We start from the raw sequence: 24,792 nt of genomic DNA, 5'->3' as shown, positions 1-24,792 counted from the left end.
AGCAATGACCGATTCTACGGGTGTAAACGCGCAGACGGGCAAGCCCCTCAGCGACTGGGAGCATACGGAGCAGTCGATCGAGAAGATCCTGACAACACCGATCGGAGCGCGCGTCATGCGCCGCACCTTCGGCTCGGATCTGCCGGATCTGGTCGACCTGAAGATGACCCGGCGCAACATCCTCGCGATCTACTCCGCGTCTGCGTCTGCGATCGCACGATGGGAGCCGCGCTTTCGGATGCGGCGGGGGCAGGTCCTGACGGTCGCCGCCACGGGCAAGGTCGAGCTCGTCATTCTCGGCACCTATTTTCCGCGCGGCCACCTCGGCGATTATTCAATTGCTGAGGATCGCACGACACGCATTGCCTTTACGAACTGATCGGGACGCCAGCATGATCGACATCAGCACGCTTCCCGCGCCCCGGATCATCGAGGAGCTGGACCATGAGGCGATCGTGACCCGTCAGAACGGGTTGTTCCAGCAGAAGTGGGCAGAGGTTCGCGCGGCCAATCCGTCCCTTGCGTTGCCCGCCTATGACGTGGTGCTGCTGGAGACCGACCCGCCGGTTATCCTGAACGAGGCGGAGAGCTATCGCGAAACATTGATGCGCCAGCGCGTCAATGAGGCGATCCAGGCCTATATGCTGCCACTCGCGGTGGACGCCGATCTCGACATGCTGGCAGCATTCTACGATGTGACGCGGCTTGTCGGAGAAAAAGACGACAGGTTGCGTGCGCGCGTCGTACTCGAAATTCAAGGCCGCTCCACCGGGGGCACTGCGCCACGCTACAAAGCGAGGGTCATGGCGGCCGATGTCCGGATCTCGGATGCGATCGTCTACACGGTCGGCCGTAGCCCGCTGATCCATATCGCGATCTTCTCGACCGATCCCGATGGGGTTGCCTCCCCGGAACTGCTGGCGATTGCCGACGCGGCCGTGCAGCCGCTCGACTTCAAGATGGTCAACGACACGATCGTCACGGAGACAGCGGTTCGCACCGTCGTCAATATCGCCTTTGATGCATGGCTGCTGCCGGATGCAGATGCAGCGACGCTGGAGCGAGCTACGATGAGCCTGAGAACCGCGTGGGCAACAGAAAATACACTTGGCCGCAACCTGGTGCTGGAATGGTGGAAGTCAAAGCTGATGATCGCGGGCATGTACAAGGTCACGCCTACATCACCGCTCGGTGACGTGATCGTGCCGCCCAACCAGGCGATCTCGATCGGAACCATCACGGGGACCCTTCGCGGTCGGGATTTCTGATGGCCGGTTCACTGCTGCCGTCGAATTCCGGGCTGCTGGAAACGACGATCGAGGCTTCGCTCGGTGACCGCTGGGAGGATATCGGCGCCGCTGTGACGGCCATCCGCACGGCAAAACTCGTTTCGCCGCCGTCGTCGTTCCTGCCATGGCTGGTGCTGGAATACGGTCTTGGCGAACTGACGCCCTTCGTGCCAAACCTCTATAACCTTGTCGTCGACCGGGAAGGGGTGAAGTGGCAGCGCATTCGCGGGACGCCGGCCTCGGTCGCCAAGGGGCTTGGCTTCGTTGGCTACAGCGCCACGCTGGAAGACGCATGGTACGGCCGGGCCTTCTGGAATTCGACGCAGTTGCGCTTTCCGGCGCTTCCGGCCGCCGACGATCCGGACCTGTCGCGGATCGAAGGCATCACGCAGCTCTCGCTGCCCAAGCGGTCGATCCTGCGCCGCGGCGTCTACCAGTACGATGCGCAGGCGATTGAGCTCGACCGCTCGCGCCTCGATGACGGGATGCTGGAGCGGGAGAGCGGCGTTGCCGTAACGAGCGCCGGAACGCTCTGGTCGTTCGGGCGCACGTCCGAGATCGAGCACCTGCTGACTGAGGCCGAAGGACTTGCGATCGGCAACTGGATCGATCCGCCTGAAGGCGACAGCCTGATCTGGATTGACATGGATTACCCCTGGGTCGACGCTGATTTCGGCTGGGCCGACAATCCAACGGTTGCCCGTCAGATCCTGATGGCGTCGTGGTTTCAGAGCCGCGCGCTCTACGTCACCTTCCGCGATGGCGAAGGCGCCGTCATCGGCCACCGCCGATGCCGCGCCGTGCGCCCGGTCAACCAAGGATTCGGTGCGGGTTATACCTTCGGCGGCGCCACCTATCGCCCGGCTACAGGCGCCACGATGCTCTATGTCGAGGCGATGACCGATTTCGGCGATGCTGCGGACGTGCAGGCGGCGAGTCTCGAACTGACGGTCGCACCCGTTCTTGCGCCGGGCGTCCCGTCCGGTCGGCTGTGGCTCGATCCCGACGACATGACCGGCGGAGATGCAATTGCCGTTCGCCCGGTCTCCCTTCCGTTGCGTACCACCGTGCGCGACCAGATCAAGTTCCTGATGAGGTTCTGATGTACGAACACGAGAGCGGCTTGCCGAACGCCTTCGACAGGGCGGCCGGCAAGGGAGCGTGGCAGAGCGTCGTCTTCTACGGCGACCGCCCGTTCCTACAGGGGCCGGAATTGCAGGAGATGCAGACCATCGCGCGCAGCCGTCACAACCGGCTCGGACGCCTGGTCGCCAAGGATGGTAATCGTATCGATCGCGCCGACGCTGTCGTCGACATCGAGGCTGAAACCGTGACGCTTAGCGCCGGCAGCATCTATGTCGAGGGCGATGTGTTTCCGGTCGCGCCGGCCGTGCTGACGGGCGTGACGATGACGGGCCGCACCGAGGTCGGTGTGCGCGTGAGCAAGACCTACATCACCCACGAGGACGACCCGTCCTTGCTCGGGATTGTGCCCGGCTCGCTTGCAGAGGGTGAGCCAGGTGCTGCGCGTGAAAGCGTGTCCATCTCCTGGGCATGGGTCGACGATGACGGCGAAGGTCAGTTCTATGCCGTCTATACATTGCAGGGCGGGACGATCCTCGACCAGACCGGTCCGTCGATCCTCGAGCCGGCCATGCAGGCGCTGGCCGCCTACGACCGGCCGAACGGCAACTATATCGTCAGCGGCTGCCGCGTGACCGCGCTCGGCGCCGATAGCGGCGATCAGGTGTTTTCGATCGAGCAGGGCGAAGCGAACATCAACGGCTGGAAGCGGACGCGCTATGCCGCGCTGCGCCATGCCGAGCCGGAGGCCTGGGAAGAGCTGGCGATCCCCGGCGAAACGCACACCTATACGGGCGGTGCATCCGTCACCTTCAATGTCGATGCCGCGCCGATCGGCGTCATCAACTCGATCCTGCTGACGAAGGAAAAGACTGTCACCGTCACGCGCGGCGCGATCGTCAACGGCGCCGACGGCCTGCCGGACACCAGCGTCATCTCCGTTTCGCTCGTCAAACAAGGGGGCACGACCTATGCCTCGCCGGCTGACTACACACTTGTCGGGAATACGATCGACTGGGCACCGGCCGGAAGTGAGCCATCGGTCGGCTCGACCTATCAGGTGACCTATCGTTATCGCGCGCTGGTCACGGCCGACAGCTTCACGGATACCACGATCACGGTCTCCGGCGGCGCGACAGGCGGCGACATCATCGTCGCCTATACCCAGAAGCTGCCGCGAATCGACCGGCTCTGCCTGCAACAGGACGGCTCGCCGCTCTACGTGAAAGGCCTGCCGGCGAGGATGAACCCGCTGGCGCCGGGCGTCCCGTCCGATGTGCTGCCGCTCTGCCAGATCAGCAACAACTGGATGGCACCACCTGCGATCGTCAATGACGGCGTGCGCTCGCTGCCCTATTCCGAGATGTGGCGTTATTTCGGCCGCATTCTGGACCTTGACCGGCTGGTGCAGCTTGAAAGATTGAAAAGCGGGATCGATAGTCGGGAGCCGGTCGCCAAGCGTGGCATGTTCGTTGATCCGTTCATCGACGATTCTTATCGCGATGCCGGCGAGGCGCAGACCGGCGCGATCGGAAACAGCATTCTCGAGCTGTCGATCACGCCGACCTTCTACCAGGCCGATTTCGATGCGCCTGTCATGCTCGACTGGACGGAAGAGGTTGTCGTTTCGCAGTTGCTGAAGACGCAGTGCGAAAAGATCAATCCTTATGCCAACTTCACGCCGCTTCCAGGCGCGATGAAGCTGACGCCGGCTGCCGATTTCTGGACGGAATCTCGCACCGAATGGCTTTCGCCGCAGACCAACGAGTTCAATCGCGGCACGCGGCGGGACAACGGGCCGCTGCAGGAAGTCACGACCGATAACCAACTTGTCGACCAGCGCGTACAGCAGGCAGAATTCCTACGGCAGATCAGCGTGAGTTTCGAGATCAGCGGTTTCGGGGCAGGCGAGATCCTGGCCACGCTGACGTTCGACCAGATCAGCGTGAAGCCGCCCGGCACGCAGACGGCCGATGCCAGCGGCAAGATCATGGGCACATTCACGATCCCGGCCAATGTGACGGCCGGCACGAAGGAAGTGCACGCGCTCGGGCAGGGCGAGACAGAGGCTATCGGTCTCTTTACCGGGCAGGGCACGATTGAGATCGATGTGATGCGCCGGGTGACGACCGTCAATAACTGGACGCGCCGCCAGCTCACCGTCCGGGCGGGCAGCGGCAATGGAACCGGTGGCAGCAGTGATCTCGGTGGCGGCGGATGGGGCGGCGCGGATCCGCAGGCGCAGCTCTTCGCGCTCGCGGAAACACGGCAGGTGGTCGGCGTCGACTTCCATCTCTGCAATATCGGCGATACGGCGAAGCATCTGCTGGTCGACCAGGTCTCGACCGATACCGGCTATCCGACGACGGATGTCGCAGCCGAGGCTGTTGTCTCGATGGCGGGCGCGATCGTTGGCTGGAAGTCGGCCCGCTACAATCTGCCGCTGACGACGCCCAACGATCGCAGCCATGCCTTCGTGATCAAGACTGACGATAACGCGCACTCTATCTCGATCGCCAAACTCGGCGGGTTCGACGCGGATCAGCAGAAGTGGGTTACGGTCCATCCCTATGTGACCGGACCGCGCTTTTCGTCCGTCAATGCGGCGACATGGACCGCACATCAGGACGAGGCGCTGACATTCAGGGTCGTGGCAGCGAAATTCGCAACGCTGACCAAGACCGTCGAGCTCGGCAGTTTCGACCTCGTCGACTGCTCGGATCTTCAGGTTCGCGCGGCCGTCGAGCTGCCGTCTGCCGGCTGCAATGTCGTCTTCGAGATCGAGCGGACCAACGGCACGATCTACCGGCTTTTGCCGTTCCAGGTGCTTTCGCTTCCGGAATTCATCACGGAAACGGTCGAGCTGCGCGCAGTACTCACGGGCACCGCGAAGCTTTCGCCGATCCTCTATGCACCGGTCGAGCTTGTCGCGGGCGAGATCGCGACCGACCTGACCTATGTGACGCGCGCCTTCGATCTCGGAACGGCCGTGCGCATCACCAGTTATCTGAAAACCTTCCTGCCGGGCGGAGCGACGATCAGCATGGCCTATTCGATCGATGGCGGGGCGTTTGTAGCTCTGCCGCTCATCGGAACGGATCCTCTCGCGTTTCCGCTCTGGACCGAGAAGAAGTTCGAGGCAACGGCGCTGACCGGTGTGCAGGCTCGGCTGAAGATCTCGGCGACGGGCGGTCCGGACGCGCGGCTCATGATCGGCGATTTCGGCGCCGGAATTTTCTGACGAGGATAGTCCATGGACCAGACGCCGAATTTCAACATCCCGATGCCTGATGCGGATGCCGACCCGTCACGGACCGTCAGCGAGGAATTTTTGCGGCTGGCGGCTGCATGGCTTATCGTCGATGCTTTGCTGAAGGCGCAGGCCGACGGGATCGCCGGCAAGGCAAACACCAACCATACGCACCAGATCAACGAGATTTCCGGCCTCGCATCGGCGCTTGCCGCCAAGCTCGATGCGAATGTGCAATTCAGTCTCGATGATCTCTCCGACGTGGATGGAGCATCGTCGGCCGCTCTGAACTATGTGCTGGTCAAGGGTATCAACGGCATCTGGCGGGCATCGTCGGCAATCGCTGCACTCGGGCCGCATCAGCATCAGCGCAGCGATATCGCCGGCCTCGACAATTACATCGACGGACGGTTCAGTGCCCTGATCGGCGGCGCTCCGGACGCTCTCAATGCCATCAATGAATTGGCAGCGGCGATCGGCAATGATCCCAATTTCGCGGTCAGCGTTTCGCAGCAGGTGGCCGATGTCAAAGCCCTTGTGCCGGATTATTTCGGTGGTTTCGTACCGGCATACGTGTCTACCACAACGTTCTCGGTCAGCGCGGGTGCCGGGATATTTGGAGGCAAGAAGCACTCGACGGCGGTAGCTACTGGATGCTCCCTTGCGGCGATCTTTGGTACTGGCAACGGTTGCCTGGATACTGGCGCCATACAGGCCAACAAGTCCTATTTCGTGTACGCCATCAGAAACCTTTCCAATGGGGCAACCGCGTTCATCGCCTCACGGTCAGCCACCGAGGGCGGAGTTGCAATACCTTCTGGCTGGGAGTTGTTGTCGGGAAGCCGTGTGGGGATCATTCTCACCAATGGTTCGGGACAGATCATGCCCTTCGTCCAGAGGGGCAACAGAGTGGTGATGCCGGATGTCCTCTGGCTAAGTTCCAGCACAGACCTGACTACTCTGGCAACTACTACGACAATTCCTAATGGGCTGTCCGTTGATGTCGCTGTCTACCTGACAGTTCAAATAGCAACCACGGGTGCCGATGCCTTTTGTATCGTGGGGGACGCCGATGCAGCCAATGCGCTAGTCGCTTCACCATCACCCAGCTATAGGGTGGCGTGTCGTGCGAGGACTGGCAATGATTACCCAGATAGCAGCCTTGCGGCAGGTCTTGCCCGATCCAATGATCTTGGACAGGTGTACATTGTCATTGACCACTCAACGACAGCGGCGGCATCAGCAATTTACGTCAATGGGTGGCATGACTACCAGTGCAAGAGGCTCTTTGCATGACCAAGGTTTACGTTCGTAAAGACAGCCTCGGGACCATCCTAGGGGTCAGCACCTCACCACTGGAAGGTTACCTCGCAGTCCACGATGACCAGGAACCGGCCATCGCGAAATTCCTGAATGATCCGCTCGGCCTGAAAAATGCCGCGCCGACAACAGAAGCCGTCGGCAAGGAACGTGATCGTCGTCTCGCACTGGGTTTCAATTACGACTTCGGAGACGAACGCGGCGTTCACCATTTCGCCACGACTGAGGCCGACATGCGCGGCTGGGATCGCGTCACCAAGTTGAAGGATGTGATGCTGCAGGGCGGCGACACGACCTCGACGATCACGATCGCGACCGCCACCGGCATCACGCAAGTGACTGCACCCGAGTGGAACGAGATTCTCCTCTACGCAGGGATGCACTTCGAGCAGCCGCTCTACCAGGCGAGTTTCGCACTGCAGGCAATGAACCCGATCCCGGCTGATTACGCCACCAATCCGGCCTACTGGCCCGCCTGACACCAAACCATCGACATCGCCAACCTCTGCCAAAGGAGACCCCCAGTGGCCGACCTATCCTATTACCATGGCGTCAATCTTGCCGAGAGCGGTGATACGCCCTCCGTCGCCCGCGTGACGAATTTTGGCGTGACCTTCCTGAATGGTGTCGCGCCCAATGCCGACCCGGCCGCCTTTCCGCTTAATGAGCCGAAGCTGATCACCTCGCTTGCAGGTGCCGAAGCGCTTGGATCGGCCGGCACCCTGCAGGATGACGCGATCACCTATTTCGGTGAGGGCGCCTCGATGCTGGTCGTCAACCGGGTCGCCAGCGACAATGATGCCGCCGTACAACAGGCAAACCTGATCGGCGATCCGGTCGCCCGCACCGGCCTTTATTCCGCGCTGCGCGCCAAGGCTCTCCTTGGCGTCGCGCCCCGCGTGCTGATTACGGCCGGCCAGACCGGCGTCTGGATCGAGGGCGGCCTGACATCGGTGGCGCTGACGAGCGGCGGGCAGAACCTGACGGAAGCGCCTGTCGTTGTCTTCACAGGTGGCGGCTCCGATGCCGGCAAGGTGTTGCCGACCGCGATGGCCGTGATGGGCACGGGTGCGGCCGCGGGTACGGTAGTCGGTATCACCATCACCAATGCCGGCAAGAAGATGACCGCAGCGCCAGCCGTCGCTTTCACGGGCGGTGGCACAGACCCGGACAAGGCCTTGCCGATCGCGGTCGCCAATATCGGCGATGTCGCCAACCCCTTCATTTCGGCGCTCAACACCATCCTGCCGCAGATCCGCGCCCGTGCCTATATTGCCGGTCCGAACACGACAAGCGACGAGGCCGTGCGCTTCCGCAACACGATCAATGGCGGGCGCATCCTCGTGATCGATCCGCAGGTGCTGAAGAATATCGACGGTGTGCCGGTCACCAAGCCGGTCGCGCCGGTCTTTGCCGGCGTGCGCGCCCGCGTCGTCGCGTCGGCCGAGGGTGTCTCCGGTTCGGTGTCGAACAAGATCATCCGCACGATCGACGGTGTGGCTCGCACCATCGCCTATCCGGTCGACAGCAACTATCTGAACGAACGGCAGGTCTCGACCATCATCAACGAGCGCGGCGGCTTCCGCACCTGGGGCAGCCGCCTCTGCACCGACATTCAGCTCTGGCAGTTCGACAGCGTTCGCGCCACGGCCGACATGATCAACGAGGCGCTGGAAGATCTCTACTTCCAGTATGTCGACCGCAAGTTCACCAAGGGCAACCTGAAGAACATGATCGAGGACGGCAATGCCGCCCTTCGCACCTTCAAGAACAATGACGACATTCTCGGCGGCCGTGTCTGGCTCTCCGACCTCAACACGCCTGATCTGAATTCCAACGGCAAGGTCTTCCTGAACGTCGAGTTCGAGCCGGTCGGCATCATGGAACAGATCAACCTCACCACCTTCCGCAACATCCTCTACTACCAGCTCCTGCTGGACGAGGTTCGCGGCGCAATCGAAAACGGCCCGCTGACGCTGGCGGCATAAGGAGCGCTTCCGATGACAGAAAGCAACAAACCCCGCCTCATCATGCGCGACTGCACGCTCTGGGCGGACCGCGAAAGCAAGCTCGGGCAGATCGGCGACATTACGCTGCCGGTCGTACAGAAGAAGCTCGAGGAGATCCGCAACGGCGGCATGATCAAGCCGCGCGACATCACGCTCGGCTACGAGAAGCTCGGCTTCAGCTTCAAGATGCCAGGCCTCGACCCGCAGATCGTCAAGCTCTTCGGCTTGCGGCCCGGCGTCGAAACGCCGTTCATCATCACCGGTGCGCTGGTCGATGAGGACGGCACGGTTCATTCGGCCGTAGCAACCGTACGCGGCTCGATCAACCAGCTCGACCACGGCAACTGGAAGCCCGGCGAACTGCCGGAAAACGACAACACGGTTTCGGTCAACTACTACAAGCTTGAAATCGACGGCGAGGAGCTGATCGAGATGGACGATTTCGACATCAAGATCGGCGGCGTCAGCCAGTACCAGGGCATTCGTAACGCGCTGTTGCTCTGACGGTGCGTGATCCCAAGCATCATCCATAACGGCCGCTCAGAGCGGCCATTTCTTTAGGTGAGACATGACTGACGAAATCATTTCATACACGCTCAAGAAGCCGATCGAGCACGGCGACAAGACCTTCTCACGGCTCACGTTCCGCGAAGCCACGGTCGGGGACATCATGCTCGCGGAATCGGTTGCCGGCGGCAACGTCGCGCGCTCTGCCGTAATGCTTGCGAACATAGCTGACGTGCCGCTGCCGGCCTTCAAGAAAATCCCGGCGCGAGAGTTCAACAAGATCCTCGATCTGACGAAGGATCTCCTGGGAAACGAGGAGGAGACGACTGGCGATTGATCGCCAGCTTCGTCGCCCACTACACAAACACATCGCTCGACGTCATCGAGCGATGGCCTCCCGCAAAGCTCCGCGCCTATTTCGACACTGCGCTGGATCTTCATCACCTACTTAAGGGACTGTAGCCATGGCAACGCAGGAATCGAAACTCCGCGTCAGCCTCATCGATGACGTGACGCGCAAGTCGCGCGGTATCGCCGCGGCACTCGGAGACCTGCAGCGGCGGGCGGCATCGCCGCTCGGCGGCCTGGCTGCCAAGGCCATTGCCTTCGGAGGCGCGTATCTCGGCGTCAATTCAGCGATCGAGGATGGCTTCAAGCCAGCGGCAGAGATGCAGGCGGCAATGACGGAGATCGGCATCAAGGCCGACCTATCGGCGTCACAGCTTGCGCAGATGCAGGACCGGCTGAAGAAGCTGGCGCCAGAGGTAAACCAGTTTGTGCCGGCGCTGACCGAGGGCGTTGACACGATGTTGACGATGGGTCTTGCCGCCAATGACGCCAGCACCGCCATCCCCGCGGTCGGCAAGGCGGCAACCGCGACCGGCGCGGCGATTGCCGACCTCTCGTCCGCATCGGTTTCCGCAATCCAGAACCTGAAGGTCGCTCCTGGTCTTGTCGCGCAGATGCTGGACGGAATGGCAGCGGCCGGAAATGCCGGCGCCTTCGAGCTGAAGGACATGGCGCAGTATTTTCCGCAGCTCACGGCCTCCGCCCAGACGCTCGGCATGGAAGGCGTGCCTGCCATCAACGACATTGCCGCTGCACTGCAGATCGCGCGGCGTGGCGCGGGCGATGCCTCGACAGCGGCGAACAATCTCAGCGACTTCATGGGCAAGATCATGACGCCACAGACGATCAAGAACTTCAAGAAGTTCGGTGTCGATGTTACCAAAGAACTTCAGAAGGCGCACAAGAAGGGTGTGTCGCCGATCGAGCACTTCATCAAGCTCATCGACGAAAAGACGAAGGGCGGTCAGGGTGACCTGCTGACGCAGATCTTCGGCGACAAGCAGACGCTTGACTTCATCCGCCCGATGATTGCAGGTTTCAACGATTACCTGCGTATCCGCGGCCAGGCGGACCGTGCCAATGGCACGGTCGCAGATGCCTTCAACCGGCGCATGCAGGACGCCAACCAGAAGATCAAGGCGGCGCAGATCGGCCTGTCCAATCTCGGCATGTCGATCGGCGCCAACTTCCTCGGGCCGGTGGGCGAGGGTGCCCAGCATCTTGCCGATATCCTGAACACGCTCGACGAGCGGGCGACGATCTTCGGCAAGATCGGGACCGGCGCGCAGGGTTTCCTGAGCGGCCTGGGGCTGGGAAGCGGCGAGCTGAAGGACATCGCCAAGGAGGCGGAAGAATTCTTCTTCGGCGTGCAGGATGCCGGCAAGGCGGCTGACGCCTATGGCCGCATCTTCCATCGCTTCCAGGAGTGGGGCCAGAACGTTCGCAGTTTCTACGACGCGATCAAGGATAATCCGATCGTCAAGTTCTTCGAGCAGATGTCGGGCTATGGCTTTCAGCTCGTGTTGTGGTCGGCCGGGATCTCGATGCTGGCCGGCACCATCCTGAAGCTCGGCCGGGCGATTGCATTCCTGACGGGGATCACCAGCGCCGTCAGCATCATCAAGACGCTCGGCAAGGTGGGCGGGATCGTCGCCGGCGGGAAGGTGGCGGCAGGCGCAGCCGGTGCTGCCGGCAAGACGGGCGGTGGCTTCTGGGGCAATCTGCTGCCGATCATCGGTCGCCTGAGTACAGTCGCGGGGCTTGGCCTCATGCAGACCCGCTCGTCGCGAGAGATGACGCCCGAGGAGCAGCAGCGGGTCCGCGACAACGCCGGGCGGGAATGGATCAAGACCCATCCCTTCATTCCGCAACGGCCCGACACCTATACCGGTTCGGAGGCGCAGCTCAATGCGCAGCGCGGCACTGCCTATTCGCCGCTGCAGCAAGCGGTGGACAGCAGCAACAGCCCGATCAAGCTCGATCGGGCGACGATCGGCGAACTCGTGAGGCCGAGCGGCGTGCAGGACGTGAAGATCACGAACCCGACCAGGCCAAACGTCATGATCAATGCGCCGATCAGCATCACGGGCGTTGTGGATCCGAAGGCTGCGGCAGACGCGGCGATCGAGCAACTCGGCAAGACGGCGAAGAGTGCGGTCGAGGAATCGTTTGGCGGCGGTGGCGGGTTCTGATTTCAGATGCCGCAGGCTGCGAGAGCAGCCATAGTTGGCCCGTCGATATTGATGACGAACCGATCGTCCCCTATCGAACGCCAGATGTAGTCGAAGGTCGTGATCTCGCAGTCGCTCGACAATTTTCCGTCGGCGCGGCTGACCGTGAAAAAGCCCCTGTATTCGCTCGGGAGGAGACCGGGCAGAGAGCTGAAAAACGGCGCTTCCACGTGGTTGACCCGCAGGAGCATCATAGCATTTTGCTTGGAGAGCAGGTTGTCGATCGTGTTTCCGTTCGCTTGCAGTACTGCCTGTCTATCATAGTAGATGTCGTATCCGAACCAGAACGCTCCAAGGACGACGTATACCAGTATCGAGCGGATCATTCTGGTGCTGCCGATCGCTCCGCTCGTGTACCGAACAATTGACCAGACGATCAGCACTGCCGCGACCGCCAGCGGCAATATAAAGAAGATTGCAGCGTTCATCAGTACCCCCAGCCTCCGTTCCCTAACGCAGGCGCTTCACACTACTTTTCGTTGAAATCGGTGACAAGCCATATGACCGCCCAAACTTCAATGATGCTCGGCTCCTTTGCTTTCGAGGCGCTGGGCTTCGGCTATGACGGGGTGAGCCGCAGCCTGCAGACCCCGTGGGCGAAGGTCCAGGTCGTCAACCGGTTCAACGTCCAGCAGTGGATGGGGCCGACATCCGACACGGTGACTATCCGCGGCGTGCTGTTTCCGGTCGAGCTCGGCGGACAGGCGCAGCTCGATGGGATTGCCGCGGCGGCGATCTCGGGGACGCCGATGCTGCTGGTGACCGGCGACGTGGCGGAAGGGGTCATTCACGGCACCTTCACCGTCCAGTCCGTCGACGAAGACCGGAGCTTTCATACCGCATTCGGTGCACCGCAGCGCAACGCCTACTCGATCGTGCTGGAACGCTACGGCGACGAAAACGCCGTGCCGGGCGGGCCGATCTCCATCCTGCAGCCGATCCTCGATCTCTTCGGATAGACCATGCCCGGAACCTACACGACAAAGCAGGGCGAGACCGTCGATCTCGCCTGCTGGCGCTACTACGGCCGAACGGCCGGCACCACGGAAGCGGTGCTGAAGGCCAATCCGGGTCTCAGCGCCAAGGGGCCAGTGCTGCCGATGGGCACGATCATGGTCATGCCCGACCAGCCAGCGCAGCCTGCTGCGACGAAGCTCGTTTCGCTTTGGGACTGAGATGCATCCGAAAATCGAGATCAGCATCGACGGCAATCCGGTGGCCGGCCTGTTCTATGAGCGGCTGATATCCGCCACCGTGACCGACAAGCAGGGCGTAAAGGCGGATACGGTATCGATCGAGCTCAATGACGGGGCGCCTGATTTTCTGGCGATACCGCGCAAGGGCGCGATCATCACTGTCGCCATGGGTTACGGGACGGCGCGGCCGCTCGGGCAGTTCACCGTCGACAAGGTGTCGCCGAAATGCCTGCCATATTCCATGTCGATCTCCGGCAAGAGCGCCGATTTCCGATCCGGCAAGCTGAAGGAAGCAAAGGAGCGGCATTGGGACAATGCCCGGCTCGGCGACGTGATCCAGCAGATCGCCAGCGAGAACGGCCTCGTCGCATCGATCGACCAGTTGCTCGGCGGCTTCATCTATCCCTGGCTGGCGCAGCAGGACGAAAGCGACCTGCAGTTTCTGAATCGCCTGGAGAAGCGCCATAACGGACTGATGTCGATCAAGGGCGGCCGGCTGGTCTTTGCCAAGCGAGGATCCGCGCGCTCGGCAAGTGGCGCCTTCGTCGGCACTGTGATCATCAGGCCCGAGATGATCATGCAGGGAAGCTGCAGCTTCGAGGCCAACGACCGGACCAAATACTCCAAGGTCGTTGCCTATTACCAGGATCGAGATAAGGCGCAGCGCGTCGAGATCGAGGCTGATGGCGATGCGGACGGCGACAGTGTCTATCGCATCCCGGAACCCTACGGCAGCCTGGAGGAGGCCGACAAGGCGGCGCAGGCCAAGGCCAAGGCACTGAAGCGGGGGGAAGGATCGAGCTCGGTCACCGTCACCGGAGACGCGACCATCATCGCGGGCGCGCCGCTGCTCTTCGAGGACGTGCGGCCCGGCTTGGATGGCGTTCCCTACATCATCGACACGGCGACGCATACTTACGCCAAGGCGAGCTATACGACGGCGCTCAGCAATACGCTCTACGACGGCAAATCCGGGAGCGACGACGGTGAAGGCGAGGGGGGCGGCGCAAACGGCGGCTCATCTTCGGGGGGCAAGGTCGCCCCCAACAGCCCGCCCGGTACGCCGGCAACCCCTGACAATTGGCAGTTCACGCGCCGCAACGGGCGGACGGACGAAAACTGAGGAACCCTATGGTTGACCTATCCTACTTTCACGGCGTGAAGGCCGATGAGAGCGGGGAAGCTTTGTCTTTCTCGCTCGGCCTGCTCACGTCGGCGGAGCTTCGCGGCAAATTCGGGCAGGGGTTCGAGGTCGATGCTCCGGCCGCGGTCGCACTCTCGGTTGCTTCCGTCAATGAGCAGGCACCTGCAGGCACGATCGTCGGCCGCTTCAGTGTGGTCGACGATGCCGAGGGCGGCTGGAGCTATGCGCTCGCCGACGACGCCGACGGAATGTTCTCTGCGAACGGTGACTGGCTGCTCGTGGGTGAGACGCCCTTGAGCCATGCCGATGCCCCGACTCCCACGATTACTGTCAAGGCGGCGCGGGGCGCCCGACTTCTGGCGGCCAACATTCAGATCTCCGTGACCGGCGCCGCGCCGATGCCTTCTGGCACACCGATCGGTCTTCTCCTCGCTCTCACCTACGCCTGATTTCACCAAAAAGGATCCTGTCATGGCAAATGATATCAATGTCACCCCCGGAGTAGGCAAGGCCGTCGCTGCGGAAGACATCAGCAATCGCTTCTTCCAGCTCATCAAACTCATGGTCGGCGGCGTCGGCGTCGCGCTTCCGCTCGAGTTCGGCCAGAAGGTCAAGGATGCCTCTCTGCCGGTAACCCTTGCCAGCGACAGCGATACGCTGCCGGTCAATCAGGTGAGCAATGGGCGCAGCGTTAAGACGACCATCACCCGCGCCGCAAATACCAATGTGTACGCTGCCGGCGCCGTTGTCGGTGGGCCACTTCAGTTCACCGCCGCGGGAAAGCCCGCACCTGGTGGGCCGGCCCTGATCATGGGGGCTCAGCTCCAGTTCAACATAGCAGCCATACCCGCCGGAATGGATACGTTCCGTTTGCATCTCTACAGTGCCGCGCCGGTCTCCAACTTTACAGACGGGACAGCGTTCGATCTGACGGACAATGACAGCGCTCTCTATCTAGGCGCGATCGAGATCCCGAAGCCGGTGAAGCTTGGGTCGAAGCTCTATGTCGAGGTCAACAACATCGGCAAACTGGTGAAGCTTACCTCACAGAACGTCCATGGATATCTCCAGACCGTGGCAAGCTGGGCTCCGGGGGCCGGCGACGTATACGTCCCGTCGATCCAGACCGCGGAGATTTGAGGATGGCTCTCGCTATTCGTACGAGGCAGATGATCCTCGCCTCAGCCGCCCATGCAAAGGGCGGTGGGGTTAAGCTCGTAAATCCGCGTATCGGTCTGGTCGGGCCAAGCACCGTCGAATACAACCATTACGGCGCGATCAACAATTCGGTGTATCGCAACTATGGCCTCGCCAGCGGGCCTTTCACCTGGGCGCTGATGCGTGACAGGCGGGCGCAGATATTGATCGAGCCAAAGGCAACTGGAAACTTCATCGCCGGCGATAACCAAGGCGTCGGCGGCGTCGGCGGGTCAGCATATCCAGCACAGATAGCGGCGATAAAGACACGGTTCGCGGGAGTTCCGACCAACAAGCGGATGATCTACTACGATCCCGGCAGAAATGACCTCACGGACGGCCACGATCTCGCTTACTACCAGACGTTCATCAACCGTGACGTTGCTGACATGAAGGCGTTTGGCTTTGCGAAAATCCTGATCGGAATGTTGTTCAACCGTGATCCAGCTTACGGTCCGCCTTGGGAAGAGGGCGGCGTAGCGCGAGCCACATTGGCGCAAATCAATAACTGGATGACAGCAACCTTCGGCGCCGATCCTGATATAAAATTGATCGATTTTCCATCGGCGCTGATCGACCCTGGCACAGGCAACCCGCTGCCTGGAACGATGCGAAGCGATTACACGCACCTGACAGCGAAGGGCGGAGACTTTGCTTCAGTGGCTGTCTCAGCGGCACTCGCAGAACTGTGTGATGCTGTACCGTATCCGGCACCTGGCGCTGACAACCTTATCGCGCCGCTCAGCGGCACTGGCGGATCAAAAACATCTGTCACCGGCACGGTATTCGATGACTGGACGGCGGCGCTCACGGTCAACACGACCGCCAGTGTCGTGGCCTCGCAAGTCGTTCTGGACGGCAAGAGCTTCCAGCGCTTCGACATCAGCAACACCACGTCTGTTCCGAGTGGTGGCGCTCAACTGGCGTTCACAAAAACTACGCCGATTGCAGTTCCGGCGAACAAGAAGATCGGCCAGCGGATGCGGGTCAAGATACCGGCTACTAACGTGCCGTATATGCTTTTCGCGCTCTTGGGAACAAGCGGCTTTTCAGGCATTCCCACGGCTGCCCGTAGCCACGCCATCGCGTCGATAATTGACGAGACGGCCAATACGCCAGTCGAAGCCGCAGGAACGAATTTCTCAGGAGGATTCAAATTCGACGGCACCAAGGACATGGACCTTTGGATTGAGACGCCGAATTTCGTTCAAGCCGATGTAGCCGGCAGCAGTATCGGCCTGGCCCTTCGACTGTTCTTTGGCAACGGGGGAGCCGGCGCGACGCTTAGACTAGACGTTGGAGAAATCCAAACTTTCGACTGGCCGACTTAATCGCGGGCAGGAACCCCGAAGATCGATAGGGCGCTCCTGGCAATATCCATGAGAGAGCGCCTTTTAATCATCGGGAAATTGTATTGTTTCCGGCCGTGATCTGTCAGGCTGATGCGGTAAAGATCGCTTAAATCGAAGCGCACTTCTTTGTCGATGAGCCCGGCCAGCTCGGCTTCCTCTATCAGTGCGATCTCGTGTTCTGTGAGCTGATATTCTGAGATTTCCCACACGCCGAACGGAGAGGCCGCCGCGCGGCGGTGAATTTCTGTCAGCATTTCGTGCAACTTCATAGTTTTGCTCCCTGCTCGCAACTCGCTGCTTAAGCCTCCATCGCTCTCATTCGGCGATTTCTGGCGTCGCGTCGCCATTTATTAAATTGTCGTTCGACCGCTAGATGAAAAGCGATACCGGCAATCACGGCAACCACCGCTGTGATTGCCACTGCCTCGTCTATGAACGTCACAAATCCCCATCCAATCAACTTTGGGTAAATCCGCGAGAGTATGTGGTAAATGACCACGATGTGGATCAGATAGATGGAGTATGAGGCGTCCCCAAGCCTTGCAAACTTGTCTCCAAGCCAGCCTTCTGCCTTTAACGGCAACACAGCCGCGACGATGATGGCGGCAGGGATGCCCCAATAGATGACGCGCAAGACCTCTGGTAGCGTATCGGCTTCATGATAGTACGATGCAACCGCCATGGTCGCTACCGCCGGCGCCAGTATGAATATTGGAAGCGCCGGCAGACGCTTATTCAGATAAAGATGACCGATGCAGCAACCAAACAGGAATTCAAAAACAATCGGGCTGCTGAAGAAAAGACCAAGCGCAGACGGACTGGAAATGATTGTCGCGATCAACCAAACGGCGATGATCGCCGTCATCAATACAGGAAGATATCTTTGTTTTCCGACCGCCAGCGCGAATGCGAACATGAAATAGAAATACATCTCATAAGAAAGCGTCCACCCTACGCCGAGGATGGGCTGCACGGTTCCCGCTGCATCAAACGACGGGATAAGCGTCAGGGAAGCGAAGATCCTCCAAGGAGAAAAATCGGCAGGTATCGAGCGGCTCCAGGCGATCGTCAGGCACATCAAAACCAATGTTGCGACGATGTAGGGCGGATAGATCCGCTCGATGCGTTGAACGATGAAGTCAGTCGGCTTCTTTCTTCCTTCGGCATGGTCCCTCGACACGTAGACCATGATGAAGCCGCTGATGACAAAAAAGATGTCAACGCCAAGGGCCATCCCGTCACGGAACCACGGAGCCGACAGCCACGATTGGGGAAGCCCCTGCATGTAGCCAGGCGGGTTGATCGTGTAGGCTCTGATGGAGTGGGAGAGAACAACGATCAAGGCCGCAACGGCCCTGAGCACTTGAATGGAATTAAGCTTTCCGCGCTGCATGATTTTTCCCCGGACCCGTTTGCAACTGCGTAACACATCCCGAGCGCGAGTAAAACAAAACTGCAACACCCCACCGCCCCATCATCAAATGGGGTGGTAGCACTGTCCGAGGACAAGGAAGCTACCGAAGGCCGTCTGGGTGGATGTCATGAAAGGATTGAAAAGGGTGCCCCCCGGTCAGGGAGAGACACCCTTTTCGTGCTGATGACTTTGAAGACGTCACCAGCACCGTAATTAGCGGACAGACCGTGGCCCGCAATCGGACTTAGGTCCGATGCCCGTTCATTTCGTCGCTTTCGGCCAGCGCTATTTTCCGCGTTACGCTGGCCGAGGAGCGTTGCCTACGCCGTGGTAACCAACCATGCTCGACGCGTCGACAGTGTGCGACGCTCGGCCGTGAAATGATATCCGCAAAAGTACGGATAAAGGTGGTCTGAGACCATCTGCCAGATACCCACAAGCCGCCTCAGGGCGGCTTTTTATTTTCCACAAATCGGAGACATCCATGAACAGAGGAGCGTTTTACGACGCGCTGCGAGGCGGCGTGCTTTTTCCGCATGGGTTCACGCAGGGTCAGGTCGAAGGTTTCGAGCGGCTGCTCGACACTTGGGACAAGTACTTCTCGGCCGATCCGGCGGCGCACCTGGCCTATAACCTCGGGACCTCCTACCACGAGACGGCGCAGACGATGCAGCCGATCGTCGAGCGCGGGCCGCGGGCCTATTTCGACAAGTACGAACCGGGCACCAGGCTTGGCCGAATGCTTGGCAATACGCAGCCCGGCGACGGTTTCCGATTCCGTGGGGAGGGCGACGTGCAGAATACCGGCCGTCGCAATGCAAATTTCGCGTCTGACCGGTTGAACCAGGTGTTCGGCCTGTCGCTGGACCTGGTGGCAAATCCCGATCAGCGCGGCGATCCCTTCGTTTCGGCCATGTCGCTCTTCCTGGGGAACAGGGAGGGATGGTGGACGGGCAAGGACCTGTTCGACTTCATCGACGGTATCGACGAGGGCGACGCGGAAGACCTGCGCGAATTCGTCAACGCCCGCCGCGTCGTCAACGGAACCGACAAGGCGGAGAAGATCGGCGGTTACGCGCTCGTCTTCGAGCGGGCGCTGAAGGCTGCCGGCGCATGAAGCGCAAGCGAACCGGCGAAGCGAAGTGGGTCTGGCGGCGGGTGATCATCTTTCCCGTCGTCGGCTGGGCCTGCTACGAGATCGACGCGCTCATCACGGCGGCCGATACGCGCGTCAACGAGACGATCGCCTATGGCCTGATGATGCTGATCGCCATCCTGATCCTCGGCTACACGGGCTTTGCGACCGCGCAGGATGTCGCCGCGATCTGGCGCACGGGCCGGGCCAACCCTTACCGCGACGATCTGCGCGACGACGCCGACGAGCGCCTGCCAGTCGGGGCGGGATACGACCCAACGACCGGGCGCGAGGTGCAGTGATGTTCGGCTTTTCAAAACCTGTTGTCGCAGGCCTTGCCGTTCTCGGCCTGGTTCTGGCGATCATCGTCGCGGGGCTGCTCGGCATCCGCGAGATCCGGTCGATGCTGGATGCCGCCGCAGCCGGGGCCCGGGAGCTTTCGGACGCGAAGTGGACTGCCGAGTTCGAAAAGGCCAATGCCCAAGCCAACAAGCGTATCGCCGATCAGGCGAACGCGACCATTCAGATACAAGCCGACGCGGCCAATCGCGTCAATTATGCCTCCCAGCAGCTCGAGGAATTGAGGAAACGAAATGCGGCTCTTCCTGATGGCGACACTATCGGTCTTTCCGCTGATCGCGGCCGGATGCTCCCAGACTGAAAACAAGGACCCGGTCGTCGTCGTCAAGACAGTGGCGCCTGTCCTTCCGCCGGAAAGCCGCAAGACGACGCCGGCGCTGACACCGAAGCCGGATCGCGCGCTGACGCAGGAGGAGATCTTCGACCGATGGTCCTCCGACCGGACGGCGCGCAATGTCGGGGAATGGCGGCGGGCGGCCTGCGTTGCGGCCGTCGACGCTGTGAAGTGAGGTTCTCAGATGCCACCAGCGAGGACTTCTAACGACGACATCATGCGAGCTCTCGGGAACATCGAGGCCAAGCTAGACGCAGTTGCAGACAGGCAGGATCGGGCCGACAGCCTGTTCGCCGTCGAACAACAACAGGCGCACCACAGCCGCGCGGCGATCCATAAGCGCCTGGATCAGCAGCAGCAGCAGATATCGAGGATGGAAACGACGGTTGCGATCAGCGGTCAGGTGGACGCGCAATTGCGCGACAGCATCGCGGTACTGAAACAGACGGTGATGACTGATATCTCTCCAACGATCGACGAATGGAAGCGGATCAAGTTTCTCGGCGGCGTCCTTTCAGGTGCGCTGGTCGCGCTCGGGGTGACGGCGGCGACGGCGGTGGCGTGGCTTTATGACTGGCTGGCGATCGTGCTGCGGTATTTGAGCAAGGGGCATTAGGGCCGATCAATGCGATCGGCCGGGGATGTCGCTCAGCTTCTTGTAGGGGTAGTGCTCCCAGCACCACCATTCCTGCTGATCTTCCCGCCGAGTGAGCGAGAAGCCGAAGCCTGCCCATTTGCCGCAATGGCACTTGCGCGCGACGAGAACCGGTGTGTGATCGGCGGAGGTCTGGTTGTTGTCGCTCATTCCATCAATCCATTGAGTCGTTTCAGAATGTCGTAATGATCTTCGACATCGCGCGCTGCCTGACGCGCAATGTCGGCGCCGCCTTGCGGCAGGCTATTCAGCTGCCGATCCATCGTCAGCAGGCATTCCCATTGCCACCATGCCTCCGGCCCTTTTGAATGTGCGTACCATATACGCCCAAAGGCCAACTCCCCATCAAAGCCGGTGAAGTCCGGCTCGAACATCCCTGCTGTTCTTCTCCAGCGATAGCGTGGGCGCAGCTCCGCCCGCCGATTCGCTTCAGCAAGCGCCTCGTCGCCCCATGATGGACCGGGTTCATGGACCCTGAAATTCCACGTGCTGTTGTCGATCTGGGACAGCGTGTAACGCTTTCGCATGATCTTCGACATGCGCCGCGCGATCATCTGACCTATCTGCCGGCGGTGGCGATCGTCGCGGCTCGCCAGCAGGAATGCCTGTTCGTCCGGGATAGATCTCAAAACCTGCTCGAGCAGATCGATAAGCTCCTTCTCGCCAACCTTCCGCTCTCCATCCCGAACGTCAATTGGGTATAAATATCTGGGGGCGATACGCTCCGCTATAAATTTGCACACAATCAGCTTGCGACGCTTGCCGACAGCATGGCCGGCGAAATCTCGAATGACACCCTTTCTTTCGCAGGCAAGGAGAATACGCGTGATCGATTCGATAGTTTCATGGGGCGGTTCTTTGAGCATGCAATTGAAGGGGTCTCTCTGACCGCAGCATTTTGAATGGCTCCGCCCGAGCCGGTGAAATCAGGTCAGCGTGCGCAGGGAGTTGGGCCGCGCAGCGGTGTGAAACAAGGAGGTCGCCGCGCGGCCGTCCGCCCGTTCGGGCGAACCGAAGGTTAGAAGAGATATCCCTGGTCGCGGGACCTCTCGTAAAGATCGACAAAGGCCACATCGATATCGCCGTCGAAGGAAAGTTGCGACGGCTTGCCGAGGCTCTCGCCCCTGAAAATTCCGCGTGCGCGGCCGTTGTTCTTGTCGATCGCGACGATGAAATCTCCAGCCGGGGCGCAGGACGCCATATCGAAAGCACCCGCCACGTAGATATCGTAGGGGTTAGCATCCCCAACATTGCCGAGCCGCAGCTCGATCGCATTCTCAATGAGAGGGTCGAGCTCGTCGACGCTGATGGCAACTGGAGGGGTCCAGTAGGTTCCGATCGGCGTTGCGCTGCCGTCTTCCCACGACTTATCGTTCGGCACTGAGGTCATTGCCGTCATCCTTTCGCAGTGCGTTATAGATGTTCTTATTATGTTCTCATTTCGAGAGGAGTCAAGGCTCAACCGAATCACTCAGATCGGCTTGACAAAACGGGGAGTGAAACGAACTCTCCAAGGATTGTTGGGAGGCAGGTTTCGATGTGTAATCTCTATCGCATGCATGCCAAGGACTGGGTGAACAAGTGGGCTGGTGACGTGGCAAGCCGTGTCAATCTCATGCCCGCCTACCAGATGAACCCCGATCAAATGGGGCCTATTGTTCGCAATACCCCTGATGGCAGCAGGGAACTCGTGCATGCGAGGTGGGGAGTGCCTTCGCCGTTTTTCGTCATCAAGGAGGCGGCTGAGGCCCGCGCCAAAAAGCTGCGCGAGAAGGGTAAGCCGGTCGACATGGACATGCTGCTCCGCATGGAGCCAGACAAAGGTGTCACCAATATTCGTAACCTCAACCTCCCTCACTGGAAGAAATGGTTCGGCGTCGAAAACCGCTGCATCGTGCCGGTAACAAGCTTCGCCGAACCCGATCCGGCAAGCAAAGGCGAGGGCGCGACGCCGAACGCCTGGTTCGCTCGCGACGAGAGCCTGGCACTGATGTTCTTCGCCGGCGTTCATGTTCCGCAATGGCAGAGTGTCCGAAAGGTCAAGGACGGCCTCACGACCGACGATCTCTATGCGTTTTTGACGACGGAGCCGAACGCGGTGGTCAAACCGATCCATCAGAAGGCAATGCCCGTCCTGCTGCTAACGCAAGAGGAGGTCGACGTGTGGATGCGAGCGCCATGGGAAGAGGCTAAGACCCTCGCTCGGCCGCTGCCAGATGATGCAATCAAGATCACGTCCCGCGAGGCATACGGTTCCAGCATCATTAGCAAGGCCGGAGATCCGGCAGAGCCTGCGCTATTGTGATAGCGATCATTTGCCGCCGCGTCTTAGGACGTCGAGGGCTGCATCAAGATCCGCGTTTGAAGCCAGCATCAGGGCGTGATTGTCGGCGAGTTCAATGATGGCGGTCAGAACCTCGTCGGCGTTCCATCCCGCCGCAACGGCGCGATCAACGAATGCCGCAAAGCCGATGTGCATCGCCTCCTGGCAACGGATGAACCTATCCGGATCGTCCCGTGGGGTGTCGGGCGGGAAGACGTCACTCATGATCGGGCGGCCCCATATCGACGGCATTTTAAGATTTGCTGATACAATGGTGGCATGACAAAGCCGCCAAAGTCAAAACCGCTCCTCCAAGTCGACAAGCCGCTTCGCTCCCGAGCGCGTAGGCCGCGAGATCCAGCGCAGCCAAATCTCCCCCTTGATCCAATGCCGGTCCGCATCGAGCCGTGTCTCGCGTTGCTGAAAGCGAAGCCTCCTAAAGGCGACCAGTGGACTTTCGAAGTGAAGTGGGACGGCTATCGGATTGCAGTGCATATCGAGCCGAAGGGCGTTCGCATCCTCACCCGCGGCGGCCATGACTGGACGCACCGCTTCCCGGCGATTGCGGCCGAGGCGGCGCAGCTCGGAGCGGCAACGGCAATCCTCGATGGCGAAGCTGTTGTCCTGGACGAGCAGGGGCGATCGGATTTCGGCAAGTTGCAGCAGTCGCTCGGCGGCCGCGGCGGGAAGCTCAACTCCGGAGCATCCGTGTTGATGGCCTTCGATCTCCTGTATTTCGACGGCCACGATCTTACGAACACAGAACTTTCGACGCGGCGGCACCTGCTCGAAACATTGATCGCACCCGGGCGGGAAGGTGCGATCCGGCTATCGGAGGAGATCGAGGCCGATGGCGCACAGTTGTTGCGCATCGCGTGCGAGCACGGGCTCGAGGGTATCATTGCCAAGGATCGAAACAGCACCTATCGACCTGGCCGGCTCGGCGACTGGTTGAAGATCAAGTGCATCCAGAGCGACAGCTTCGCTATCGTCGGCTGGGAGCAGTCGATGGTAGCCCGTGGGCATATCGGCTCTCTGCTGCTCGGTGCAATGAAGGATGGCAAGCTCGTCTATGTCGGCTCGGTTGGTACCGGGTTCAAAGACAGCGAAGCATGGAAGCTTCGCGGGATCATGGACAAGCTGAAGGCGGCGAGGGCGCCGGTGGCCTATAGTGGGCGTCGGAAAGACATCACCTGGTTGAAGCCGAAGCTCATAGTGGAAATCGAATATCGGGCATGGACGAGCGATGGGAAGCTTCGCCATGCTTCTTACAAGGGGTTGCGCGAAGCGGCCGACGAGGTGGCAATCCTCGAGCTTTGAGATTGTCTAAAAGTAGCCGGTTGCACGTTGGTCGCTACCGGCATGAAGCCTTCAAGATAACGGCAAGTGCCCTGTGCCGCTGGCAGAGATGACCGCCCTGCCGGCAAAGGTAATCAGCGCGGCGAAGAGGAACCATCCCCACCCATCGCGTTGCTTGAAGCACAAGGCACCGGCGATGATTGCAAATGCAACGCTGACCAAGTTGAGCGCAAGGATCTGAAGAACAGTCGCCATTGTGAGCGTCCTATCATGTTCTAGCGATACGGGGAGCAGATAGGCGGCGTGCACCGCCTATCCAGGAGCCATTTAAGCCGTGACCAGGATC

Annotated in this window: 31 protein-coding genes; 23 read left to right on the top strand and 8 right to left on the bottom strand. The window is 60.6% G+C overall.

What is annotated here, in order from left to right:
* Window positions 1-4: 4 nt before the first annotated feature.
* The 10 genes from ACFPWW_RS27690 to ACFPWW_RS27645 all read left to right on the top strand — a co-directional run bounded on the left by ACFPWW_RS27690 (window position 5) and on the right by ACFPWW_RS27645 (window position 11,998).
* The gene (locus tag ACFPWW_RS27690; protein ID WP_377314335.1) at window positions 5-379 is read left to right on the top strand and encodes a GPW/gp25 family protein; all 375 of its coding nucleotides are present in this window, start codon (window positions 5-7) and stop codon (window positions 377-379) included.
* 13 nt (window positions 380-392) lie between these two features.
* Window positions 393-1,268, top strand: coding sequence for a baseplate J/gp47 family protein (locus tag ACFPWW_RS27685; protein ID WP_377314333.1), 876 nt, complete (start codon window positions 393-395; stop codon window positions 1,266-1,268).
* On the top strand, window positions 1,268-2,392 hold the full coding sequence (locus ACFPWW_RS27680) for a phage tail protein (RefSeq protein ID WP_377314331.1): 1,125 nt from the start codon (window positions 1,268-1,270) through the stop codon (window positions 2,390-2,392). The genes ACFPWW_RS27685 and ACFPWW_RS27680 overlap by 1 nt, the downstream gene beginning before the upstream one ends.
* Entirely contained in the window at window positions 2,392-5,613 is a 3,222-nt protein-coding gene (locus ACFPWW_RS27675; protein ID WP_377314329.1) for a DUF4815 domain-containing protein, read from the top strand. Before ACFPWW_RS27680 ends, ACFPWW_RS27675 begins: the two co-directional genes overlap by 1 nt.
* Before the next feature lie 12 nt (window positions 5,614-5,625).
* Window positions 5,626-6,918 (top strand): hypothetical protein, encoded by a 1,293-nt coding sequence (locus tag ACFPWW_RS27670; RefSeq protein ID WP_377314327.1) that lies wholly within the window; start codon window positions 5,626-5,628, stop codon window positions 6,916-6,918.
* Window positions 6,915-7,421, top strand: a complete 507-nt coding sequence (locus ACFPWW_RS27665; protein ID WP_377314325.1) for a hypothetical protein — start codon at window positions 6,915-6,917, stop codon at window positions 7,419-7,421. Before ACFPWW_RS27670 ends, ACFPWW_RS27665 begins: the two co-directional genes overlap by 4 nt.
* Window positions 7,422-7,466: 45 nt before the next feature.
* Entirely contained in the window at window positions 7,467-8,930 is a 1,464-nt protein-coding gene (locus tag ACFPWW_RS27660) for a phage tail protein (RefSeq protein WP_377314323.1), read from the top strand.
* A gap of 12 nt (window positions 8,931-8,942) precedes the next feature.
* Window positions 8,943-9,455, top strand: a complete 513-nt coding sequence (locus ACFPWW_RS27655) for a phage major tail tube protein (protein ID WP_377314321.1) — start codon at window positions 8,943-8,945, stop codon at window positions 9,453-9,455.
* A gap of 64 nt (window positions 9,456-9,519) precedes the next feature.
* The gene (locus ACFPWW_RS27650) at window positions 9,520-9,795 is read left to right on the top strand and encodes a phage tail assembly protein (RefSeq protein WP_377314319.1); all 276 of its coding nucleotides are present in this window, start codon (window positions 9,520-9,522) and stop codon (window positions 9,793-9,795) included.
* 127 nt (window positions 9,796-9,922) lie between these two features.
* A complete protein-coding gene (locus tag ACFPWW_RS27645; RefSeq protein ID WP_377314317.1) occupies window positions 9,923-11,998 on the top strand; it encodes a phage tail tape measure protein in 2,076 nt (691 codons plus the stop codon).
* A gap of 2 nt (window positions 11,999-12,000) precedes the next feature.
* Here the strand turns inward: ACFPWW_RS27645 and ACFPWW_RS27640 are convergent, their stop codons facing one another.
* Window positions 12,001-12,465, bottom strand: coding sequence for a hypothetical protein (locus tag ACFPWW_RS27640; RefSeq protein WP_377314315.1), 465 nt, complete (start codon window positions 12,463-12,465; stop codon window positions 12,001-12,003).
* A 72-nt stretch (window positions 12,466-12,537) separates the two neighbouring features.
* Between ACFPWW_RS27640 and ACFPWW_RS27635 the strand changes: the two genes are divergently transcribed.
* Genes ACFPWW_RS27635 through ACFPWW_RS27610 form a run of 6 tightly spaced genes read left to right on the top strand, consistent with a single transcriptional unit; the run spans window position 12,538 to window position 16,905 of the window.
* Window positions 12,538-12,996 (top strand): phage tail protein, encoded by a 459-nt coding sequence (locus tag ACFPWW_RS27635; RefSeq protein WP_377314313.1) that lies wholly within the window; start codon window positions 12,538-12,540, stop codon window positions 12,994-12,996.
* 3 nt (window positions 12,997-12,999) lie between these two features.
* Window positions 13,000-13,212 (top strand): tail protein X, encoded by a 213-nt coding sequence (locus ACFPWW_RS27630; protein ID WP_377314311.1) that lies wholly within the window; start codon window positions 13,000-13,002, stop codon window positions 13,210-13,212.
* A 1-nt stretch (window position 13,213) separates the two neighbouring features.
* Window positions 13,214-14,356, top strand: a complete 1,143-nt coding sequence (locus ACFPWW_RS27625) for a phage late control D family protein (protein ID WP_377314309.1) — start codon at window positions 13,214-13,216, stop codon at window positions 14,354-14,356.
* 8 nt (window positions 14,357-14,364) lie between these two features.
* Window positions 14,365-14,826: a hypothetical protein gene (locus ACFPWW_RS27620; RefSeq protein ID WP_377314307.1), complete on the top strand. Its 462-nt coding sequence runs from the start codon at window positions 14,365-14,367 to the stop codon at window positions 14,824-14,826.
* 22 nt (window positions 14,827-14,848) lie between these two features.
* Window positions 14,849-15,517, top strand: coding sequence for a hypothetical protein (locus tag ACFPWW_RS27615; protein ID WP_377314305.1), 669 nt, complete (start codon window positions 14,849-14,851; stop codon window positions 15,515-15,517).
* A 2-nt stretch (window positions 15,518-15,519) separates the two neighbouring features.
* Complete coding sequence (locus ACFPWW_RS27610) at window positions 15,520-16,905, top strand: SGNH/GDSL hydrolase family protein (protein WP_377314303.1); 1,386 nt, start codon at window positions 15,520-15,522, stop codon at window positions 16,903-16,905.
* Here ACFPWW_RS27610 and ACFPWW_RS27605 read toward each other — a convergent pair.
* Window positions 16,902-17,195, bottom strand: a complete 294-nt coding sequence (locus ACFPWW_RS27605) for a hypothetical protein (RefSeq protein ID WP_377314301.1) — start codon at window positions 17,193-17,195, stop codon at window positions 16,902-16,904. The two genes, ACFPWW_RS27610 and ACFPWW_RS27605, sit on opposite strands and share 4 nt — an antisense overlap.
* 29 nt (window positions 17,196-17,224) lie before the next feature.
* Window positions 17,225-18,319 (bottom strand): acyltransferase family protein, encoded by a 1,095-nt coding sequence (locus tag ACFPWW_RS27600; RefSeq protein WP_377314299.1) that lies wholly within the window; start codon window positions 18,317-18,319, stop codon window positions 17,225-17,227.
* Window positions 18,320-18,824: 505 nt separating this feature from the next.
* Here ACFPWW_RS27600 and ACFPWW_RS27595 point away from each other — a divergent pair.
* From ACFPWW_RS27595 to ACFPWW_RS27575, 5 genes are read left to right on the top strand one after another with little or no spacing between them, the layout of a single operon-like run.
* Window positions 18,825-19,457: a hypothetical protein gene (locus tag ACFPWW_RS27595; RefSeq protein ID WP_377314297.1), complete on the top strand. Its 633-nt coding sequence runs from the start codon at window positions 18,825-18,827 to the stop codon at window positions 19,455-19,457.
* A complete protein-coding gene (locus ACFPWW_RS27590; protein WP_377314295.1) occupies window positions 19,454-19,777 on the top strand; it encodes a hypothetical protein in 324 nt (107 codons plus the stop codon). The genes ACFPWW_RS27595 and ACFPWW_RS27590 overlap by 4 nt, the downstream gene beginning before the upstream one ends.
* The gene (locus tag ACFPWW_RS27585) at window positions 19,777-20,136 is read left to right on the top strand and encodes a hypothetical protein (protein ID WP_377314293.1); all 360 of its coding nucleotides are present in this window, start codon (window positions 19,777-19,779) and stop codon (window positions 20,134-20,136) included. Before ACFPWW_RS27590 ends, ACFPWW_RS27585 begins: the two co-directional genes overlap by 1 nt.
* A complete protein-coding gene (locus ACFPWW_RS27580; RefSeq protein ID WP_377314291.1) occupies window positions 20,084-20,344 on the top strand; it encodes a hypothetical protein in 261 nt (86 codons plus the stop codon). Before ACFPWW_RS27585 ends, ACFPWW_RS27580 begins: the two co-directional genes overlap by 53 nt.
* 42 nt (window positions 20,345-20,386) lie before the next feature.
* Window positions 20,387-20,785: a DUF1515 domain-containing protein gene (locus ACFPWW_RS27575; RefSeq protein WP_377314289.1), complete on the top strand. Its 399-nt coding sequence runs from the start codon at window positions 20,387-20,389 to the stop codon at window positions 20,783-20,785.
* A gap of 6 nt (window positions 20,786-20,791) precedes the next feature.
* Here the strand turns inward: ACFPWW_RS27575 and ACFPWW_RS27570 are convergent, their stop codons facing one another.
* The 3 genes from ACFPWW_RS27570 to ACFPWW_RS27560 form a co-directional block, all read right to left on the bottom strand.
* Window positions 20,792-20,974: a hypothetical protein gene (locus tag ACFPWW_RS27570; protein ID WP_377314287.1), complete on the bottom strand. Its 183-nt coding sequence runs from the start codon at window positions 20,972-20,974 to the stop codon at window positions 20,792-20,794.
* On the bottom strand, window positions 20,971-21,690 hold the full coding sequence (locus tag ACFPWW_RS27565; protein ID WP_377314285.1) for a hypothetical protein: 720 nt from the start codon (window positions 21,688-21,690) through the stop codon (window positions 20,971-20,973). The genes ACFPWW_RS27570 and ACFPWW_RS27565 overlap by 4 nt, the downstream gene beginning before the upstream one ends.
* 152 nt (window positions 21,691-21,842) lie before the next feature.
* On the bottom strand, window positions 21,843-22,214 hold the full coding sequence (locus tag ACFPWW_RS27560) for a hypothetical protein (RefSeq protein ID WP_377314283.1): 372 nt from the start codon (window positions 22,212-22,214) through the stop codon (window positions 21,843-21,845).
* A gap of 147 nt (window positions 22,215-22,361) precedes the next feature.
* Between ACFPWW_RS27560 and ACFPWW_RS27555 the strand changes: the two genes are divergently transcribed.
* Window positions 22,362-23,129: an SOS response-associated peptidase family protein gene (locus tag ACFPWW_RS27555; RefSeq protein WP_377314281.1), complete on the top strand. Its 768-nt coding sequence runs from the start codon at window positions 22,362-22,364 to the stop codon at window positions 23,127-23,129.
* Between the two features lie 6 nt (window positions 23,130-23,135).
* Here ACFPWW_RS27555 and ACFPWW_RS27550 read toward each other — a convergent pair whose 3' ends face one another.
* Window positions 23,136-23,372, bottom strand: coding sequence for a hypothetical protein (locus tag ACFPWW_RS27550; protein WP_377314279.1), 237 nt, complete (start codon window positions 23,370-23,372; stop codon window positions 23,136-23,138).
* Window positions 23,373-23,426: 54 nt separating this feature from the next.
* Here ACFPWW_RS27550 and ligD point away from each other — a divergent pair, with 54 nt between their 5' ends.
* Entirely contained in the window at window positions 23,427-24,467 is a 1,041-nt protein-coding gene (gene ligD / locus ACFPWW_RS27545) for a non-homologous end-joining DNA ligase (RefSeq protein ID WP_377314277.1), read from the top strand.
* A gap of 51 nt (window positions 24,468-24,518) precedes the next feature.
* On the opposite strand, the gene ACFPWW_RS27540 is transcribed toward ligD, so the two are convergent.
* Complete coding sequence (locus ACFPWW_RS27540; RefSeq protein ID WP_377314275.1) at window positions 24,519-24,701, bottom strand: hypothetical protein; 183 nt, start codon at window positions 24,699-24,701, stop codon at window positions 24,519-24,521.
* Window positions 24,702-24,792 lie beyond the last annotated feature (91 nt).

The sequence above is a fragment of the Rhizobium sp. GCM10022189 genome (assembly GCF_042656325.1).
In the GTDB taxonomy this organism is placed as follows: domain Bacteria; phylum Pseudomonadota; class Alphaproteobacteria; order Rhizobiales; family Rhizobiaceae; genus Rhizobium.
Note: the sequence above shows the minus strand (reverse complement) of the source record. Positions and strands in the feature narration are given on the sequence as shown.

Bases quoted from the DNA above. Each gene is read 5' to 3' on its own strand.
- ACFPWW_RS27615 (WP_377314305.1), top strand. From the start codon at position 14,849: ATGGCAAATGATATCAATGTCACCCCCGGAGTAGGCAAGGCCGTCGCT.
- ACFPWW_RS27600 (WP_377314299.1), bottom strand. From the start codon at position 18,319: ATGCAGCGCGGAAAGCTTAATTCCATTCAAGTGCTCAGGGCCGTTGCG.
- ACFPWW_RS27680 (WP_377314331.1), top strand. From the start codon at position 1,268: ATGGCCGGTTCACTGCTGCCGTCGAATTCCGGGCTGCTGGAAACGACG.
- ACFPWW_RS27620 (WP_377314307.1), top strand. From the start codon at position 14,365: ATGGTTGACCTATCCTACTTTCACGGCGTGAAGGCCGATGAGAGCGGG.
- ACFPWW_RS27560 (WP_377314283.1), bottom strand. From the start codon at position 22,214: ATGACCTCAGTGCCGAACGATAAGTCGTGGGAAGACGGCAGCGCAACG.
- ACFPWW_RS27670 (WP_377314327.1), top strand. From the start codon at position 5,626: ATGGACCAGACGCCGAATTTCAACATCCCGATGCCTGATGCGGATGCC.
- ACFPWW_RS27625 (WP_377314309.1), top strand. From the start codon at position 13,214: ATGCATCCGAAAATCGAGATCAGCATCGACGGCAATCCGGTGGCCGGC.
- ligD (WP_377314277.1), top strand. From the start codon at position 23,427: ATGACAAAGCCGCCAAAGTCAAAACCGCTCCTCCAAGTCGACAAGCCG.
- ACFPWW_RS27580 (WP_377314291.1), top strand. From the start codon at position 20,084: ATGGCGACACTATCGGTCTTTCCGCTGATCGCGGCCGGATGCTCCCAG.
- ACFPWW_RS27540 (WP_377314275.1), bottom strand. From the start codon at position 24,701: ATGGCGACTGTTCTTCAGATCCTTGCGCTCAACTTGGTCAGCGTTGCA.
- ACFPWW_RS27595 (WP_377314297.1), top strand. From the start codon at position 18,825: ATGAACAGAGGAGCGTTTTACGACGCGCTGCGAGGCGGCGTGCTTTTT.
- ACFPWW_RS27565 (WP_377314285.1), bottom strand. From the start codon at position 21,690: ATGCTCAAAGAACCGCCCCATGAAACTATCGAATCGATCACGCGTATT.
- ACFPWW_RS27675 (WP_377314329.1), top strand. From the start codon at position 2,392: ATGTACGAACACGAGAGCGGCTTGCCGAACGCCTTCGACAGGGCGGCC.
- ACFPWW_RS27640 (WP_377314315.1), bottom strand. From the start codon at position 12,465: ATGAACGCTGCAATCTTCTTTATATTGCCGCTGGCGGTCGCGGCAGTG.
- ACFPWW_RS27575 (WP_377314289.1), top strand. From the start codon at position 20,387: ATGCGAGCTCTCGGGAACATCGAGGCCAAGCTAGACGCAGTTGCAGAC.
- ACFPWW_RS27605 (WP_377314301.1), bottom strand. From the start codon at position 17,195: ATGAAGTTGCACGAAATGCTGACAGAAATTCACCGCCGCGCGGCGGCC.
- ACFPWW_RS27550 (WP_377314279.1), bottom strand. From the start codon at position 23,372: ATGAGTGACGTCTTCCCGCCCGACACCCCACGGGACGATCCGGATAGG.
- ACFPWW_RS27645 (WP_377314317.1), top strand. From the start codon at position 9,923: ATGGCAACGCAGGAATCGAAACTCCGCGTCAGCCTCATCGATGACGTG.
- ACFPWW_RS27690 (WP_377314335.1), top strand. From the start codon at position 5: ATGACCGATTCTACGGGTGTAAACGCGCAGACGGGCAAGCCCCTCAGC.
- ACFPWW_RS27685 (WP_377314333.1), top strand. From the start codon at position 393: ATGATCGACATCAGCACGCTTCCCGCGCCCCGGATCATCGAGGAGCTG.
- ACFPWW_RS27630 (WP_377314311.1), top strand. From the start codon at position 13,000: ATGCCCGGAACCTACACGACAAAGCAGGGCGAGACCGTCGATCTCGCC.
- ACFPWW_RS27590 (WP_377314295.1), top strand. From the start codon at position 19,454: ATGAAGCGCAAGCGAACCGGCGAAGCGAAGTGGGTCTGGCGGCGGGTG.
- ACFPWW_RS27650 (WP_377314319.1), top strand. From the start codon at position 9,520: ATGACTGACGAAATCATTTCATACACGCTCAAGAAGCCGATCGAGCAC.
- ACFPWW_RS27665 (WP_377314325.1), top strand. From the start codon at position 6,915: ATGACCAAGGTTTACGTTCGTAAAGACAGCCTCGGGACCATCCTAGGG.
- ACFPWW_RS27570 (WP_377314287.1), bottom strand. From the start codon at position 20,974: ATGAGCGACAACAACCAGACCTCCGCCGATCACACACCGGTTCTCGTC.
- ACFPWW_RS27610 (WP_377314303.1), top strand. From the start codon at position 15,520: ATGGCTCTCGCTATTCGTACGAGGCAGATGATCCTCGCCTCAGCCGCC.
- ACFPWW_RS27635 (WP_377314313.1), top strand. From the start codon at position 12,538: ATGACCGCCCAAACTTCAATGATGCTCGGCTCCTTTGCTTTCGAGGCG.
- ACFPWW_RS27555 (WP_377314281.1), top strand. From the start codon at position 22,362: ATGTGTAATCTCTATCGCATGCATGCCAAGGACTGGGTGAACAAGTGG.
- ACFPWW_RS27585 (WP_377314293.1), top strand. From the start codon at position 19,777: ATGTTCGGCTTTTCAAAACCTGTTGTCGCAGGCCTTGCCGTTCTCGGC.
- ACFPWW_RS27655 (WP_377314321.1), top strand. From the start codon at position 8,943: ATGACAGAAAGCAACAAACCCCGCCTCATCATGCGCGACTGCACGCTC.